Annotated in this window: 15 protein-coding genes; 7 read left to right on the top strand and 8 right to left on the bottom strand. The window is 72.0% G+C overall.

Translation table 11 applies throughout. The features are described from left to right. Nucleotides 1-19: 19 nt before the first annotated feature. On the top strand, nt 20-766 hold the full coding sequence (locus CcI49_RS12395; protein ID WP_076826638.1) for a phosphonatase-like hydrolase: 747 nt from the start codon (nt 20-22) through the stop codon (nt 764-766). Nucleotides 767-813: 47 nt separating this feature from the next. After that, nucleotides 814-1,884: an alcohol dehydrogenase catalytic domain-containing protein gene (locus CcI49_RS12400; protein WP_076826848.1), complete on the top strand. Its 1,071-nt coding sequence runs from the start codon at nt 814-816 to the stop codon at nt 1,882-1,884. A gap of 947 nt (nt 1,885-2,831) precedes the next feature. Here CcI49_RS12400 and efeB read toward each other — a convergent pair. From efeB to efeU, 3 genes are all read right to left on the bottom strand, one after another. After that, on the bottom strand, nt 2,832-4,178 hold the full coding sequence (efeB, locus tag CcI49_RS12405; protein WP_241840035.1) for an iron uptake transporter deferrochelatase/peroxidase subunit: 1,347 nt from the start codon (nt 4,176-4,178) through the stop codon (nt 2,832-2,834). A gap of 98 nt (nt 4,179-4,276) precedes the next feature. Next, nucleotides 4,277-5,467: an iron uptake system protein EfeO gene (gene efeO, locus CcI49_RS12410; protein ID WP_054564854.1), complete on the bottom strand. Its 1,191-nt coding sequence runs from the start codon at nt 5,465-5,467 to the stop codon at nt 4,277-4,279. A gap of 77 nt (nt 5,468-5,544) precedes the next feature. Then, nucleotides 5,545-6,447, bottom strand: a complete 903-nt coding sequence (gene efeU / locus CcI49_RS12415; protein WP_076826642.1) for an iron uptake transporter permease EfeU — start codon at nt 6,445-6,447, stop codon at nt 5,545-5,547. A gap of 227 nt (nt 6,448-6,674) precedes the next feature. Here efeU and CcI49_RS12420 point away from each other — a divergent pair, with 227 nt between their 5' ends. From CcI49_RS12420 to CcI49_RS12430, 3 genes are all read left to right on the top strand, one after another. Further along, nucleotides 6,675-7,103: a BlaI/MecI/CopY family transcriptional regulator gene (locus tag CcI49_RS12420; protein WP_054564856.1), complete on the top strand. Its 429-nt coding sequence runs from the start codon at nt 6,675-6,677 to the stop codon at nt 7,101-7,103. Then, nucleotides 7,100-8,023 (top strand): M56 family metallopeptidase, encoded by a 924-nt coding sequence (locus CcI49_RS12425; protein ID WP_054564857.1) that lies wholly within the window; start codon nt 7,100-7,102, stop codon nt 8,021-8,023. The genes CcI49_RS12420 and CcI49_RS12425 overlap by 4 nt, the downstream gene beginning before the upstream one ends. A 164-nt stretch (nt 8,024-8,187) precedes the next feature. After that, on the top strand, nt 8,188-8,874 hold the full coding sequence (locus tag CcI49_RS12430; protein WP_054564858.1) for a VTT domain-containing protein: 687 nt from the start codon (nt 8,188-8,190) through the stop codon (nt 8,872-8,874). A gap of 276 nt (nt 8,875-9,150) precedes the next feature. On the opposite strand, the gene CcI49_RS42070 is transcribed toward CcI49_RS12430, so the two are convergent. Next, nucleotides 9,151-9,288, bottom strand: coding sequence for a hypothetical protein (locus tag CcI49_RS42070; protein WP_158230760.1), 138 nt, complete (start codon nt 9,286-9,288; stop codon nt 9,151-9,153). A gap of 504 nt (nt 9,289-9,792) precedes the next feature. Here CcI49_RS42070 and CcI49_RS12435 point away from each other — a divergent pair. After that, on the top strand, nt 9,793-10,887 hold the full coding sequence (locus tag CcI49_RS12435) for an AbrB family transcriptional regulator (RefSeq protein WP_083749475.1): 1,095 nt from the start codon (nt 9,793-9,795) through the stop codon (nt 10,885-10,887). 146 nt (nt 10,888-11,033) lie between these two features. On the opposite strand, the gene CcI49_RS12440 is transcribed toward CcI49_RS12435, so the two are convergent. Beyond that, nucleotides 11,034-11,765 carry a phosphatase PAP2 family protein gene (locus CcI49_RS12440; protein WP_076826644.1) on the bottom strand — a complete coding sequence of 244 codons (732 nt, stop codon included), beginning with the start codon at nt 11,763-11,765 and terminating at the stop codon, nt 11,034-11,036. 267 nt (nt 11,766-12,032) lie between these two features. Between CcI49_RS12440 and CcI49_RS12445 the strand changes: the two genes are divergently transcribed. After that, entirely contained in the window at nt 12,033-12,410 is a 378-nt protein-coding gene (locus CcI49_RS12445) for a PepSY domain-containing protein (protein WP_116437386.1), read from the top strand. A gap of 58 nt (nt 12,411-12,468) precedes the next feature. Here CcI49_RS12445 and CcI49_RS12450 read toward each other — a convergent pair whose 3' ends face one another. The 3 genes from CcI49_RS12450 to CcI49_RS12460 all read right to left on the bottom strand — a co-directional run bounded on the left by CcI49_RS12450 (nt 12,469) and on the right by CcI49_RS12460 (nt 16,220). After that, on the bottom strand, nt 12,469-13,968 hold the full coding sequence (locus tag CcI49_RS12450) for a HAMP domain-containing sensor histidine kinase (protein WP_054564861.1): 1,500 nt from the start codon (nt 13,966-13,968) through the stop codon (nt 12,469-12,471). 1 nt (nt 13,969) lies between these two features. Beyond that, nucleotides 13,970-14,647, bottom strand: a complete 678-nt coding sequence (locus tag CcI49_RS12455; protein WP_054564862.1) for a response regulator transcription factor — start codon at nt 14,645-14,647, stop codon at nt 13,970-13,972. Nucleotides 14,648-14,765: 118 nt separating this feature from the next. Next, entirely contained in the window at nt 14,766-16,220 is a 1,455-nt protein-coding gene (locus CcI49_RS12460; protein ID WP_076826648.1) for an ATP-binding protein, read from the bottom strand. Nucleotides 16,221-16,234: the final 14 nt, after the last annotated feature.

A 16,234-nucleotide genomic window follows, 5' to 3' on the forward strand; every position in this document is an offset into this window, starting at 1 on the left:
GCCTGGAGGGCACCCTCACATGACAGCACCCTCGACCGCCCCCTCGATCGCTCCGTCGATCGCTCCGTCGATCGACCTGGTCGTCCTCGACATGGCCGGTACCACGATCGACGACGGGCAGGAGGTCTACCGCGTCCTCGGGGAGACAGCGCTCGCGAACGGGGTCGCGCCGAGCGCGGTCGACATCGACCGGTGGCACGGCTCCACCAAGAGCGAGGCCCTGCGCACCATGCTCACCGCGAGCGGCGGCACGCCCCCCAGCGACGAGGTGCTGGCCGCGGTCGTCGCCGACTTCCGGGCCCGGCTCACCGCCGCGTACGCCCAGCGCCCGCCGCGGCCGCTGCCCGGCGTGCCCGAGGCGCTCGCCGAGCTACGCGCCGCCGGCATCCGGGTCGCGCTCACCACCGGCTTCGACCGCGACATCGTGGACGCGCTGCTGCCCGCCCTCGGCTGGGACGGCGACGCCATCGCCGACGCCGTCGTGTGCGGCAGCGAGGTGGCGGCGGGCCGCCCGGCGCCATACATGATCTTCCGGGCGATGGAGCGGGCGGGTGTCACCGACATCGCCCGCGTGCTCGTCGCCGGCGACACCCCGCGCGACCTCGAAGCCGGCGTCAACTCCGGTGCCGGCTTCGTCGTGGGCGTGCTGACCGGCGCCTGCGGCGTCGACGAGCTCGGCGCCTACCGGCACACCCACCTGCTGGCGTCGGTCGCCGACCTGCCGGCGCTGCTCGGCGTGCGCGGCCGGCTGGTCGGCGCGCCGTGACCCTCAAACGCGCCGCGGACGAACGCACCGCGGACGAACGCGCCGCGATCGACCGACACACCGCGACCGCCCAGCCGTCCGACACGCGTGCCGCTGTCTGGCGTGGGGGCGACGCGGTCGCCGTCGAGCCCGTCGCGGTTCCCGTGCTCGGGCCGGGAGACGCGCTCGTGCGGGTTCGGCTGGCCACCGTGTGCGGCAGCGACCGGCACACCGTCAGCGGCCGGCGCCGCCAGCCCTGCCCCTCGATTCTCGGCCACGAGACCGTCGGCGAGATCGTCGCGCTCGGCCCGGGCGAAGCCTCGGCGGTGGACGGGCAGCCCCTGCGGCTCGGCCAGCGGGTCATCTGGTCGGTGACGCTGCCCTGCGGCTCGTGCGACCGCTGTGCCGCGGGATTCTCGGCGAAGTGCCGCACCGTGCGCAAGGCCGGCCACGAGGCGTTGGGCTCCAGCTGGAGCCTGTCCGGCGGATACGCGGAACATGTGCTGCTCCCGCACGGGCTGCCGATCGCCGTCGTCGACGACGAGCTGCCGGACACCGTCGCGGCACCCGCCGCCTGCGCGACGGCGACGGTGATGGCCGTCATCGAGCGCGCGGGCGCGCTGACCGGCCGGCGGGTCGTCGTCGTGGGTGCCGGCATGCTCGGGCTCGCCGCCGCCGCGGCGGCCGCCTGGGCCGGGGCGTCCACGGTGACCTCGATCGACCACCACCCGGCGCGGCGTGAGCTGGCGCGGCTGCTCGGCGCCACCGATGCGCGGCCGACCGTGCTCGAGGCGGGGACCTGCGACATGCTGCTGGAGTTCTCCGGCTCGTCCGCGGCGCTGCAGGACGGGCTGGCCGCCCTGGACGTCCAGGGGGCCGCCGTCCTCGCCGGTTCCGTCGCGCCCGACGCCGCCGTCGCACTGGACCCGGAGGCGGTGGTACGCCGTCAGCTGTCCATCCTCGGCGTGCACAACTACGAGCCCCGGCACCTGGGGGCGGCGCTCCGTTTCCTGGGCGAGACCCACGAGAAGCTTCCGTGGTCGGACCTTGTCGCCGCACCCGTGCCGCTCGATGAGATCGGCCGGCTGCTGACCGAGCCCGCCGGCCCGATGCCGCGCTACTCGATCACCCCCGGCTGACGCTCCCCCACCGCTGCCACTCCCCCCACGGCTGTCGCTGTCGCTGGCCGCTGCTGCCGCCGCCGCTGCTACTGCTACTGCTACTGCTGCCGAGCAGGACCTGAGGATTGTGGTCGTCGGAACGACCACAATCCTCAACACATCGGTTGCGGACTGTTCCAGGCGACTCCGGGCTGCTCTGGGTCGCTGGCTTTCCCGCGCCGCGGGCCGCGACCTGTTCACCTGGCCGATCTTCTGGTTTCTGACAGCACTGGTCAGCTTTCGACGCTGGCAGGCCTGTTCCATCCCCGCGACTAGAGGGCTCCGCGTTTCCCTTTCTCCACATCTCTTGACATCCACTTCTCCGCCATTTTCACAAGCGTCCGAGGGACGGCGATCGGAAGAGAAACGAAGAGCCCTTCAGGAGTCGTCTCCGCGCACCTCGCCGGGCCCCGCGGGGTGGGGATTCCCCCGTCCAGCACGCCGAGAGCACCGCCAGCGGCCCCTCGAGCCGCTGGTCACGGGGTTCGTCGGGGTCTCGGCAGACACCCGGACGTCGTGCCGGGCCGGCTATGCCGCGGCCGGGGGCCGTCCGCGGCCACCGCGAGCCCGCGATTTCCGCCTGCGGGCCGCCCGCGATTCGTTCAACAGATCGGGACGATTCGGGTTTCAGACACCTCTGTCACTTTGCCGGGCGCAGGCCGGGAGGGAATCCACCAGGAGCTCCACGACGTCACTCGTACCGGCCAACCACGATTTCTCCCCCACCGCGCATGACCGAGGCAACCCGACCCGTCTCATTGTCGCGGAATCGCGCCGACCAGGATCGGTAGCCGGGCGAACGCGGCCGCCCCCAAGCAGGAACAAAGGATTTTGGCCGCCAGAACGACCGAAATCCCTCACGCTTCGAGGCGCCCCGCCCGCACCTCCCCCCGCCGCCTCGGTTGCAGCTGCTTCCGGACAAGCCGTCAGGGGGCCTGTTCGAAAAGCTTCTGGCCCAGGTACTCTCCGGGCTGGACGCCCGGCGGGCAGGCGAACAGTCCGCTGCCGACATGCTGGATGTATTCGTTGAGGGCATCGTTGGCCTTGCCGGCCAGCGATTTCTGGATGGTCACGAACTGCTTGCGCGGGTCGCGCTGGTAGGCGATGAAGAACAGCCCGGCATCGAGCCGGCCCAGGTCGTCGGTGCCGTTCGTGAACGAGTACCCGCGGCGCAGGATCACGGCGCCGCCGTTATGGGAGGAGTGGGCGAGTCGGACGTGGGCGTTGGGATCGACGAGCGGCTCACCGTCGGCACCTTTGGCCCCGAAATCCAGTGGGTCGAACTCGTCGCTCTTTCCGGGCGGCGCGCCGCTTCCCTTGGCCCGGCCGATGACCCGCTCCTGTTCGGTGAGCGGCGTGCTGTCCCAGGGCTCGATGAGCATGCGGATGCGGCGGCTGACGAGATAGCTGCCGCCGGTCATCCAGGCCGGCCCGTCGCCGGGCTGAACCCAGACCTGGGTGTTCATGATGGCCGTGTCCTCGGCCCTGATGTTGGCCGTGCCGTCCTTGAAACCCATCATGTTGCGCGGGGTGACCTGGGCGTTCGAGGTGGAGCTGGTGCGGCCGAACCCCAGCTGGGAGTAGCGCACCGAGGCGGTGCCGCGGGCGAGCCGGGCCAGGTTGCGGATGGCGTGCACGGCGACCTGGGGGTCGTCGGCGCAGGCCTGCACGCACAGGTCGCCACCGCTGAGGGCCGGGTCGAGCGCGTCGCCCGGAAAGGCGGGCAGGTCGGCGAGCTGCGGCGGGCGTGAGGCGGCGAGCCCGAAGCGGTCCTTGCCCTTGGCGTCGGTGAACAGGCTGGTGCCGAAGCCGAACGTGAGGGTCAGCCGGGCGGGCGACAGCCCCAGTGCCTCACCGGTGTCGTCCGGCGGTGCGCCTGGCTCGCCGGTCACCGCGCCGGTGCCGACATCCGTCCCGACGGTCAGGTGGGTGGCCGCGTTCGTCCAGGCGGTGAGCAGCGCGATCAGGTCCTCGCGGGTGGCGGTCGCGCCGAGGTCGAAGGCGGCGAAGTGCAGCCGGTCCTGAACCGGGGTGACGATGCCGGCCTGGTTCGGGCCGAAGAACGGCACCGTCTGGCCCGACTCCGGTGACCCGTCGTCCCCGGTGGAGACGGCGAAGGCGGCGGCGGTGCCACCTGCGCCGACACCCGCGCTGACGACCGCGGCGCCGCCGAGGAGCCCGACGATGCGGCGACGGCTGAAGCCGCGCGACGCGGGAGCCGGGTCCGGAGCCGGAGCTGGGGCCGGAGCCGGAGCTGGGGCCGGGGCCGGCACTGGGGCTGGGGCCGGGGCCGCTGACGCCGGAGTCGGCGCCGAGTCCGGTGCTGGCTGACTTTCGCGGCCGTGCGGGCCGCCGGGGTCGGGTGCGGTGCTCACTTGCTGGTCACGACTCCCGCGATCTGCCCGATCGGCTCGGAGATCGCGTCGACCTCGACGGCGAGGGCCTTCACCTGCTCCGGGGTGAGGGTGTCGTAGGAGACGTAAGGGCTGCCGGGGATGTAGCCGTTGTCTCCCGGCTTGGCCAGGTGGGTGTCGAGCAGGCTCACCAGCGCCGGGAAGCGCTTGTCGAGGGTGGACACCAGTTCGGGGTCCTTCTCCTGCAGGGCCGGGCGCAGCGCGCTGTAGACGTACTTGGCGCCGTCGACGTTGCCGGCGAAGTCGACGAGGTCGATGCGGGAGTACCGCTCCTCCTCGCCGGTGACCTTGGACGCGGCGACCTCGTCCAGCAGCGACTTCGCCCCGTTGGCCATCACCAGGGGGGTGAGCTCCACCGTCTTGACCAGCTCGTTGAGCTTGCCGACGTTCGTGGTCAGCGCGGTCGCGAGCGGCTGTGTCCCGTCCAGGGTCTTCTGCTCGAAGAGCTTCTGCTCGATCGCGTGGAACCCGACGAACGGCGTCTCTCCGGTGGCGTCGTCGATCCGCATGTCGATGAGCGGGTCGAGGTCACCGAAGGACTCCGCGATCGGCTCGATCCGCTCGTAGTGCAGGCGTACGGCCGGGTAGGCCTCCTTCGCCTTGGCCAGGTCACCCGAGCCGATCGCCGCGACGAAGGTCGCGGTGGTGTCGACCAGCGCCTGGGTCTCGGACTCGACGTAGGTCTGGTAAGAGGTGACCGCGGTCTGCAGGTTCTGGTCGAGCGTCTGCGGCGGCGCGGCCTTGCCGGTGACCTTGAGCGCGGTGCGGATGCCGTCGCCGACCATCCCGGGCTTGCAGGCCACCTGGTACTCGCCGGCTGGCAGGTCGACGATCAGACTGCGCTTCGTCGACGGGCCGACGTTCTCCACCTCGCCCATGATCCGGTCGCCGGCCGCGTAGACGTACACCTCGGTGACCTGCGACGCGGTGTTGGTCACCGCGAAGGTGTGCCGGCCCGCGGCCAGTTCCACGCTGGCCACCTCGCATTTCTTGTCGCCCGCCTTGACCGCCACCGGTCCCCCGCCGGCGCCGGCCGCCCCGGACGAGCCGGAGCTGGCCGTCTCGTCCGAGGAGCAGGCCGCGGCCAGTGTCGCGACCAGGACGACGGGACAGGCCACGCGCAGGACACGACTGACAGGCGATTTCACTGGTTCTCCTCAGGGGTTCTGGGCGGTGCGAAGGATCGGTCGGAGGCGGACCGCGTCGGCGGCCGCCGACGGCGCCGTCAGCTGGTCGATTCCGACGGGATGGGCGGTACCTGGCCCGCCGCGCCCGCCGGTCCCGGCTGGCTCGGCTGGCTCGGCTGGCTCGGCTGGCCGGAGCGGAGCCGGTGGCCGAGGAAGAAGACGGCCATGACGGGGACGAGGTAGGCGGTCCAGGCGATCGCCTGGGCGACGGTGGTCTGCGGAGTGAAGTTGAAGACGCCCTTGAGCAGCGCCCCGTACCACGAGCCGGGCGAGATCTGGTCGCTGACGTCGAAGGCGAGGGTGCCGAGGCCGCCGATGACGCCGCCTTCCTGCAGGTCGTGGACCGCGTAGGCCAGCACGCCGGCGGCGATCACGATCAGGCCGGCGCCGGTCCAGGTGAAGAACCGGGCCAGGTTCAGGCGGACCGACCGCCGGTACAGCAGCCAGGCCAGGACGACCGCGGTGACGATGCCCAGGGAGAACCCGATCACGGGTGTGGTGGTGCTCCCCGCGGCCTGCACCGCCGACCAGAAGAACAACGCCGTCTCCAGCCCCTCCCGGGCCACGGCGAGGAAGGCGGTGAGGGCGACGGCGAACGCGCCGAGCTCCAGCGCCGAGGCGAGCCGTCCGTCCAGCTCAGCCCGCATGCCGCGGGCGGTGCGGCGCATCCAGAACACCATCCAGGTGACGAACAGGACCGCGATCGCCGACATCGTTCCGCCGAAGATCTCCTGGCTTCTGAAGTCGGCCAGCAGGGTCGTCGACGTGTAGGTCAGCAGCGCCCCGAAGCCGACGCTGACGGCGACCGCCAGCGCGACACCGCCGCCGACGAGCACCAGCCGGTCCTGCCGGCCGACCTTGACCAGGTAGGCGATCAGGATGCTCACGACCAGCGCGGCCTCAAGGCCCTCACGCAGGCCGATCAGGTAGTTGGCGAACACGGCGCTCGATCCTCCAGATCAACAACTATCTGACGATAGTTGTGGAGGTAAGGCATACCTAATGTTCACGGAAAACGCAAGCTTGCTTTCCGCCCGCCATCGGGTCGAGCCGGCACAACGAGCCCCCAGTGGGCGGCTCCCGCACACAACGCACTGTCACAATCGGCTGGGAGACGCGGGATACCAGGCGTCGACGGGCAGCGAGTGACGAGCGACGGGAGGCATCAGTGGCCGGCCGAACTCACCCCCGCCCCAGCGGCGGCCTGGAGAACGAGGTCGTCGCCTGCCTCGCCGCCGCCGACGGGCCGATGACCGCGGCCCAGGTGCAGGCCGAGCTGGGTGATGACCTGGCCTACACGACCATCCTGACGACGCTACGACGCCTGCACGAGAAACAGGCGCTGACCCGCGTCCCGCGGGGCCGGGCCTACGCATACCAGCTGGTCGGCAGCCTGTCGGAGACCCAGGCCGGGCTCACCGCCCGCCAGATGCAGAAGCTGCTCGACGCCGGCACGGACCGCGCCAGGGTGCTCTCCCAGTTCGTCGGAACCCTCGACGAGGACTCCGAACGCATCCTGCGGGAACTGCTCGCCCGCCACCCCGGACCCGACCAGGCGACGCCGGCATCCGACGCGCAGGAACGGGCGCCGCAGTGACCAGAATCGCCGTCGTGTTCGGGTTGATCATGATCCCGGTCGTGGTCGGCCTCGTCGGCGGTCTGGCCGCGCCGCGCGCGGCCCGACTGCTCCCGCCGGCAGCCGCGACCGTGCTTCTCACCACCTTCGCGGTGACGGTGTCGCTGGCCACCGAGACCGGGCTGTCGTACTCCGCCTATCTCAGTACCGTTGCCGTCTTCCCCGCCGCGCACCCGAGCGACTGGTCCATCCCGGTCCTGCGCGCGATGCTGCCGGTTCCGAGCATCGTCGGCCTGGCCGTGGGCGCGCTGGCGCTCGTCCTGCTCGGTCGGGCCGGCGTCCACCTGATCCGGGTGGTGATGGCCGCACGCCGGACAACGGCCGCGGTCAGAGCATTCCCCGCCGTGGGCGAACTGGCTGTCGTGGACGACGATGACGCGCACGCCTATGCGGTTCCGGGCCGCCACCGCCGCGTCGTCGTCTCCACCGGCATGCTGCGCCTGCTGACCGGCCCGCAACGCCGGGCGCTGCTCGCCCACGAGCAGGCCCACCTCCGTCATCATCACCACCGCTACGCACAGCTGACCCGCCTCGCCGCCGCGGCCAGTCCCCCGACGGCGATGGTGACCCGCGCCGTCGACCACGCGATCGAGCGGTGGGCCGACGCCGCCGCGGTCCGCGCGGTGGGCGACCCGTCCACCGTGGCCCAGGCGCTGGGCCTGGCCGCGCTCGCCCGGCCCGCGGTGCCGCCCCACCTGCTCGGTGCCGCCCACGACCACGTCGTCGACCGGGTCCAGGACCTTCTCGAGCCGCCGGCCCGCCGGACCTGGGCGGGTGTTCTGCTCACGGTCGCGACCCTGGTGTGCTGGGCCAGCACGGTCGCGGTCGTCCTCTACCTGCACGGCATCGTCGAGGTCTCCGAGGCCGCGACGGGCGGCTGACCGACGGCACCGCACAGCACGGCACAGCCGCACAGCACGGCACAGCCGCACATTCGCACAGCGGCGCGCGCTCACACCGAACTCACATCGCCGCCGGCCTACCGTGCGGTCACGGATCGACGGGTACCCGGCCCCGTCGCCGGACTCGCGGGAGGCCCTCGGCAGTGACCGGCATCGCATCGAACACGCTGGCCCTGGGGCCGGGCTTCATCAGTGCGGACAGCCTGGCAAAGGCCGGCCTGGCCGTGGTCCTGCTCGTGGTCTTCGCCGAGTCCGGCCTGCTGGTCGGCTTCTTTCTGCCCGGCGACTCGCTGTTGTTCACCCTCGGCCTGCTGATCTCCCGGGACGAGGTGTCCACGCCGCTGTGGCTCGCCTGTGCCCTCGTCGGCACCGCCGCGGCCCTGGGTGACCAGGTCGGCTACCTCTTCGGCCGGAAGGCCGGCCCCGCGCTCTTCCGCCGCCCGGACTCCCGCCTGTTCCGCCAGGAGTACGTCGACCAGGCACACGGGTTCTTCGAGAAGCACGGCCCGCGGTCGATCGTCCTGGCCCGTTTCGTCCCCATCGTGCGGACCTTCACCCCGGTCATCGCGGGCGTCAGCGCCATGCACTACCGGATCTTCGTCGTCTACAACATCGTCGGCGCCGTCCTGTGGGGCTGCGGCGTCACGATCCTGGGATTCTTTCTCGGCAAGATCGACTTCATCCGGCAGAACGTCGAGGCGATTCTGCTTCTCGTCGTCGCGATCTCGGTCATCCCGATTCTGGTCGAGGTTCTGCGCGCCCGCCGCCGGAAGGCCGTGGCAGCCCGCCCGGAATCTCGGGAGCACGCCGTTCGCGGCGACGCCGGGTGACCGATCTCAGCGATCTGGATCTATACACAGAATCCAGAGCCTCGGACTTCCACAGCCACTCCCGCCGCTCCTGCCACTCCTGCCACTCCCGCCGCCACTGCCGCTGCCGCTGCCGCCAAGCAAGAAGTGAGGATTTCGGCTGCCGCAACAACCGAAATCCTCATTTCTTGCGGATCACCGAGTGACGCCGTGTCCCACCTGTCGCTATTGGCATGAATTTCTGACACCGTGTGGCGGCGCGGAATCTCCGGTGGGTCACCGTGCGGCGGTCCGTGCTCACCCCGCGCCGCCCGCCAGGTCGATATCGACGACCCCGGATCCGCCATTTCCCGGGATCGGGATTTCGACAGGCACCCCCAGCCACCAGTCTCCGATCTTTCCCGGCAGCGACGGGTAGCCGGGGCGCTCGCCCACCGACGGACTCCGACCTTGGATCGTCGGTGGGCGACGCTCTACCCGGGAGATCACCGGAAACCGTGAAGACATGAATGCCGTCGGGCCGGGCGACGAACTGTGCCCAGCCGGCGTCGCCTGACACATCACCCCACCCACTGGGCCACTGACACCCGGACCGCGAATGGGCACAAGGAAAGATCCCGAAAGGGCGATCCAGCTCACTTCGCGAACGAGGTGACGCGAACCACCGAAAGCGTCGACCTAAAAGTGCCCGGCTTTCAGAGAATTCACATCTTCGGCGGGCAGGGTTAGTTACGTCCCTCGTTTGAGACGACGTCCGGGCCAGCTGGCGGACGATGAAACCTTCCGGCGGTGACGATGACCTTCTCCACAGTCGCGGATTCCCAGGTTCCGGACCGGCGGGCCGATGCCGAGATGACGAGATGCCCCGGTCCACGGGCATCCGCGCACACCCGAGCAGGCACGCGCTCCCGGGCAGGCGTGCAGGCCGCGGGTTGGATAGTGCTCACCATCGCCTGCTACCTGCTCAGCGAGATCGGTGAGATGGCCTCGGTGCCAGCACCCCAGCTGGTGGTGTCGCTGGCCGTCGGAGCGGCCCTCGCCGTCACCGGGTTGGTGCACCGCCAGGTGCCGGCCTCCGCCGCCCGCTCGTCGCACGCGGTGCTCGGGGCGCTCATGGGGTCGTATCTCGTCCCGTCGCAACTGGCATCGGCGGCAGGCCAGGCGCTTGCGCTGACCGTGGTCACCGCTGCCACGGTGGCCGTCTGCGCCGGGGTCGCGGTGCTGATCGCGTACCGGACCAGGACCCGCCCGGTGGATGCGGTCCTGGGCCTGATCCCCGGCGGGTCCGCGGCGATCGTCGCCTACGCGGAGGACCTCGGTGCGGACAGCCGCGTGGTCGCCTTCGCCCAGTACCTGCGGGTCGGGCTGGTCGCTTTCTCCGCCCCGATGGTCGTGCTGGCGCTGCATGGGCCGGGCGCCGGGCACACCGCCCCGGGGTCGTTTCCGAATCTGTCCCATCTGGTCGACTCGTCGCATCAGCTCGCCGGCCTGGCCACCCTGCTGTTCATCTGTGTGGCCGGCAGCCGCGTCGGGCGGGGCTGCCGGCTGCCGGCGCCGTCGCTGCTCGGGCCGATGCTGCTGGCCGCGGCCGTGCTGGCCACCGGTATCGCCCCCGGGTTCGCTCCCGCGGGCCCGCTGCAGGACGTCGTCTGGGTCCTCGTGGGGCTCGAGGTCGGCCTGCGCTTCACCCGCCCGGCCATCCGGCACATCGGGCACCTCATACCGCACCTGTTCGGCGGCATCGTGGTGATCTGCCTGGCCTGCGCCGGTTTTGCCTGGATCCTGGCCGGCCTGGCCGGGGTGCCCTTCCTGGAGGCCTACCTCGCCACCACTCCCGGCGGCATCAACGCCGTCCTCGCGACTGCCGCGGCCACCCACACCAACGTCCCCGTCGTCGCCGTCGTGCAGAGCCTGCGGCTGTTCCTCGTCGTGCTCCTCACCCCGCTGGCCATCCGGTGGGCGGCGCGCCGGATGACCGGACGGCCCGCCGAACGCACCGACGTGCGGAACGGTGCGGATGATCACCGGCGCTGAAGCGCTGAGGTGCCGAAGCGCTGAGGTGCTGAGGTGCTTAGATGCCCGGACGCCGAGATGCGCCTGCCGCCGAGGGGGCTCGGCTGGTCGGGTCAGGATGCGCTGGCCGGCGTCACTCCGGCGGCCTGGTGCGGGCGTGTCCCCGGCTACTTCGGCTGGTGCGGCGGGTCGGGCGGGTCCGGTCGGTCCCGCCCGACCCAGGTGAGCAGGGCCGCCAACGGCGGCAGGAAGACGCAGGCCAGGACTGCCACCAGCAGCCATCCGGCGAGAACGTCGGTGGGCCAGTGCACGCCGAGGAGGATCCGGCTGATCCCCACGGCGAACGCCCACAGACCCGGGAGGACGACAGCGGCGACCCGGGTGGTCCGACGCCTCGCCCGGCGGTACAGCACCGCGGCAAGACCGGCGGCGACCAGGGCCGAAGTGGTGGTGTGCCCGGACGGGAAGGCGAAACCCGAAGGGTGGGTCATCCAGTCCGCGAGCGGTGGTCGTGCCCTGCCGACAACGGTCGCCAGGGACGTCCGGAGCAGCTGAGCCATCAGCAACGCCGCGGGCCCGACCACGGCGCCCAGCCACCACCGTCCACGTCGTCCCACCGCGACCGCGCCGGCGACCGCGGCGAGACCGTACGCGCAGGCACCGACCCCGGTGTCGGTGACCGCGACGGCGATGTCGGACAACGTGGCGCTGCGGTGGTCCAGCGCCCAGCGGTGCCACCTGGCGTCAAGCGCGAACGGCTTTCCGTTTCTGCTGACGACCGCGTACAACAGCCCGGTCAGCAGGAGACCCGACACACCGGCCACCAGGCGGCGCGCGGTTTCGGTGCGGGTCCGCTCCGGTCCGGGTGCGCCCGCCGACAGATCGGATGCCGAGCTCACCAGCGGCCCCTCCCGGTCGTTTCGGGCGTGGCACGCACGCTCGACCGAAGACTGCTACAGCCGACATGTACGGACGATGTGAAACACATACCGCCTTTCTCCCCGCGCGGTCGCAGCACCCTGCCCCTCGGCGGCAGGCCGGCCCCACCGCCTGCGGCCGCCTCCTGCCTGCCGTCGCATTCAGCGGTGCTTCAGGCGTCCTCGGTCACGCTGCGGTCGTCGCGGTCACGCGGCTGAGGTCAGGACGACGACGAAGGGCTCCAGGCAATGACTCGACGGAAGAAGATGATCATCGGCGCGGCGGGAAGCGCGCTGATCGCCGCGATGGTGGGCGGCGGTGTGACCGCGGCCTCGGCATCGGGCGGCGGTGACGACAACGCGACTCCCATCACCGGGCCCGCGCTGGAGCAGGCCAGCGCGGCCGCGCTGGCGTACACCGGTGGCGGGAAGGTGACCGAGACCGAGGTCGGCGACGAGGACGGCTACTACCAGGTCGAGGTCACCACACCCGACAAGGCAGTCGTGGATGTCGCCCTGGACCGCGACTTCACGGTGACCGGCGCGGTCGCGGACACCGAGACCGGTCCCGACGACCCCGCGGACTCCGAAGGTCCCGAGGACCCCACGGACGACGTCGCCGGGTGACCGTCGCCGGGTGACGTCGAACCGGTCCGCTGATCCCCGCCCTCGCGAGGGGCGGGGATCAGCCCCCCGCGGCGGGGGCGGCCGCCCCTGGCACCGCCGGCAGGGGAAAGCACACGACGAACCGCGCCCCGCGCCCGCCGACACACCGGGCGGGGGTGACACCGCCGTAGGCCTCGACGGCGACGGCGGCCTCGACCGCAATGTCGCCGTCCCGAAGATCGTGATCGGCGTCGTCGAGCTGGATGGTCGCGCCATGCCGCTGGGCGATCTCCTTCGCGATCGCGAGCCCGAGCCCGGTGCCGGTCCCGCGGGTGCGGGCGGTGTCCAGGCGGGTGAACCGGTCGAAGATCCGCTCGCGGTCCTCAGGCGGCACCCCTGGTCCGTCGTCCGCCACGACGAACACCGCGGCGGTCCCGGTGGTACGGACAGCCACGGTGACTGTCGACCTGGCGTGGCGTTCGGCGTTCTCCAGCAGGTTGCGCGCCAGCCGCGCGACCTCGTCCCGCCGGCCGTGGACAGGGGCCGCCGACACACCGGAGACATCCACGGCCACCCGGCGAAGCGAGCGCAGCCGGGCGGCCTCCGCCATGACGACGTCGTCGAGATCCAGCAGGTTCATGGCGTCCCGGCCAGGCTGGCTCCGCCTGTTCTCGGTGCGGGCGAGGAAGAGCAGATCCCGCACCAGGCGCTCCATCTGCCGGCTGCCGTCGAGCAGCTCGTCCGCGGTCGACGGCCAGTCCGCGGAGTCCGGATGGGCCAGGGCGACCTCGAGGTGGGTCCGGAAGGCGGCGAGCGGGCTCTGCAGCTCATGGGCAGCGTCGGCGACGAACCGCCGCTCCCGCTCGGCCGCGGCGTGCAGCCGGTCGAGCATGTCGTTCATCGTCGACGCGAGCTGGGCGATCTCGTCACGCGCGAGCGGCACGGGTACCCGACGCCCGCCGATGTCCCCGGTGATGTCCGCGACCTCGGCCCGGATCGCCTCCACCGGCCGCAGCGCGCGGCCGACGACCAGCCAGGTGCCCGCGGCCGCCAGCGCGACCAGCGCCGGCAGGCCCGTGACCAACGCCCCCTGCACCGTGGTGACGGCTTCCTGAACGGTCTCCACGCTGCTTCCGACATAGATGACCAGGTCGTGTTCGCCGTCCGTGGCGGCGGGCACTCGCAGCGCCCAGATCCGGTACTTCTCGGACTCCCCGCCGGACGTCCACAGGACGGTCCGCACGGCCGGATCGGAGCCGTTCGGCTCGAACGAGGTCAGCCTCGGCTGGCCCAGCACCTTCTCGCTGGCCGCGCGCACCCGGCCGGAGCTCTCGACCACCTGCGCCACATCGTCATCACCGGGCACCGGGACGACCTGGGGAACCGCGTTCGCCTCGACCATCGTCGCCAGGTCACGCAGCCGGGCACGGTCGGCGTCGTCGTGCCCTCGGACCAGCGACCTGTTCAGGGTGAGAAGCAGCCCCGCGGCACCGGCCGCGAGGGCGGTGGCAACCACCAGGGTCGCCACCGCGGCGGCCCGGGCGCGAACCGTCGCCCGCCGACGCCACAGGCCCCGCATCTCACCCGCCGGCCGGGTCGACGCGGTAGCCCACCAGCCGCACGGTCTGCAGGGCGCCGCGGCCGAACGGCTCGTCCACGCGGCGACGCAGCTGACGGACGTAGACCTCCACGATGTTGGGGTCGCCGTCGAAGGCGAAGTCCCACACCTGCCCCAGGATCTCCCGCTTGGAGATCACCTGGCCTGGCCGGCGCATCAGGCATTCCAGCAGGGCGAACTGCCGCGGGGTCAGCTCGATCGGCGTCTCGCCCCGCCACGCCTGGTGCGACGCGGGATCGAGGCGCAGATCGCCGGCGGTCAGCACGACCGGCCGCTCGCGGGCCCCGCGGCGCATCAGCGCCCGCAGGCGTGCGACCAGGACCACGTAGGAAAACGGCTTGGTGAGGAAGTCGTCGGCGCCCGTGTCGAGTGCCTCCGCCTCGTCCAGCTCCCCGTCCTTGGCTGTCAGCATCAGGATCGGCGCCCAGTTCCCGGCCTCCCGCAGGCGGCTGCACACCGTGTAGCCGCTCAGACCGGGCAGCATCACGTCCAGCACAATCGCGTCGTAGCGGTGTTCGGCGGCCCGCCACAGCCCGTCGGGGCCGGTCAGGGCGACGTCGACCGCGAACCGCTCCGCCTCCAGGCCCCGCTTCAGCGCACGTACCAGGCTCGGGTCGTCATCCACCACGAGAATCCGCACGGCGGTCAGGGTTCCGCGTGGCGGCTGAATCCCGCCTGAACGAGCCGGCGGGAACGCGGCCGCGACCGGTCCGTCCCACCCGGGCGAACCCCGTCACGCGGCGGCCTGGTGGGCATGCTCAGGCGGGGCTCTCGTCGGTCCCGGGGCCGGGAATCCCGACGTCGGGGGGCTGGCTGGTCGGGAGGGTGAGGGTGACGACGGCGCCGCCGTCGGGATGGTTGCTGGCCGTGGCGGTCCCGTGGTGTGCCTGGGCGGTCGCGGCGACGATGGCGAGCCCGAGCCCGGTCCCGCCGTGATCCCGGGTGCGGGCGCTGTCGGACCGGCGGAAACGTTCGAAGGCGTGCGGGAGGAATTCGGGGGGAAAGCCCGGGCCGTGGTCGCGGACCTGCACGGCGACGGCCGACCCACCCTCGGCCAGGTGGCCCGCCACCTCCACGGCGGTGCCGGGTGGAGCGTGCCGGATGGCGTTGGCCAGGAGGTTGTCGACAGCCTGGCGCAGCAGGTCGGGCTCGGCGTCGACGGTCAGGATGCGGTCGGCGTCCGTCCGGATCGTGACGTCCCTGGTCTGCGCGTGGCCGGCTGCCGCCCGGCTGGCCCGGTCGAGCAGGTCACCGACGGACAGCCGGCGCGGGGTGATGATGCCGCTGTCCATCCGGGCGAGCGTGAGCAGGGATTCGGCGAGCCGGATGAGACGGTCGGTCTCCTCGGCGGCGTTGCCGACGGCTTCGACGAGGTCGTCACGGGTGCGGCCGGGGCGCCCGGCGAGGTCGAGCTCGGCCTTGAGGTTCGTCAGCGGGGTGCGCAGCTCGTGCCCGGCGTCGGCGACGAAGGCCCGGTCGCGGGCTCGGGCGGCGTTCAGTCGGCGCAGCAGGTCGTTCATCGTGGTCGCCAGGGCCGCGATCTCGTCCCGGGTGGCGGGGACGTCCAGCTCGGCGGCGCTGTCGGACTCGCTGATGGCGGCGGTCTGCCGGCGCATCCGGTCGACGGGGCGCAGCGCAGCACCCGAGAGGAGCCAGGCCGCGAGCCCGGCGAGGGCCACCGTCGGCGCCGTCGCCGCGATCATGATGTTGCGGATCCGGTCCTCGGCGGCGTCCACGAGGTCGGTCTCCGTCGCCACCACCAGGATGTTCTGCTGCTGGGCGGTCTGCTGTCGTACGGTCTGCCGCGGCGCGGAGGGCAGCGGCCCGGCCAGCGCCCGCACGTCCTGTTCGTCATCGTCCGTCCCCCGGTGCCGCTCCAGCTCGAGCGTGAGCGAGGTCAGGCCCGTGCGGGCGGCCGCCACCTGGTCCCGGTCGAGCAGCGGCTCCGAACCCGCGACGTCGGTCGAGGCGATGACGGTGCCGTCCGGGCGCAGGAGCTGAGCGGGCCCGGCTCCGGCCTCCTTCAGCTCCGTCGCCGGATCGGACGCCTCCGGGAGCTGGGCGGCGAGGATCGAGAAGCGGGTGCGCAGGCTGGCGTCGACGGAGTTCTGCAGGTCGTTGCGCAGCAGCAGGTAGAAGAGCACGCCGGCGGCGACGAGCACGAGCGAGGTGCCGAGCGCGAACAGCAGGGTCAGTCTCACTCGCAGTGGCACGAACGACGCTTCCT

Origin of the sequence: Frankia sp. CcI49, assembly GCF_001983215.1 — a bacterium.
Classification (GTDB): Bacteria; Actinomycetota; Actinomycetes; order Frankiales; family Frankiaceae; genus Parafrankia; species Parafrankia irregularis.

What these genes read in the sequence shown, in the direction of transcription:
- CcI49_RS12450 (WP_054564861.1), bottom strand. Translation starts at nt 13,968, where the DNA reads ATGCGGGGCCTGTGGCGTCGGCGGGCGACGGTTCGCGCCCGGGCCGCC.
- CcI49_RS12445 (WP_116437386.1), top strand. Translation starts at nt 12,033, where the DNA reads ATGACTCGACGGAAGAAGATGATCATCGGCGCGGCGGGAAGCGCGCTG.
- CcI49_RS12395 (WP_076826638.1), top strand. Translation starts at nt 20, where the DNA reads ATGACAGCACCCTCGACCGCCCCCTCGATCGCTCCGTCGATCGCTCCG.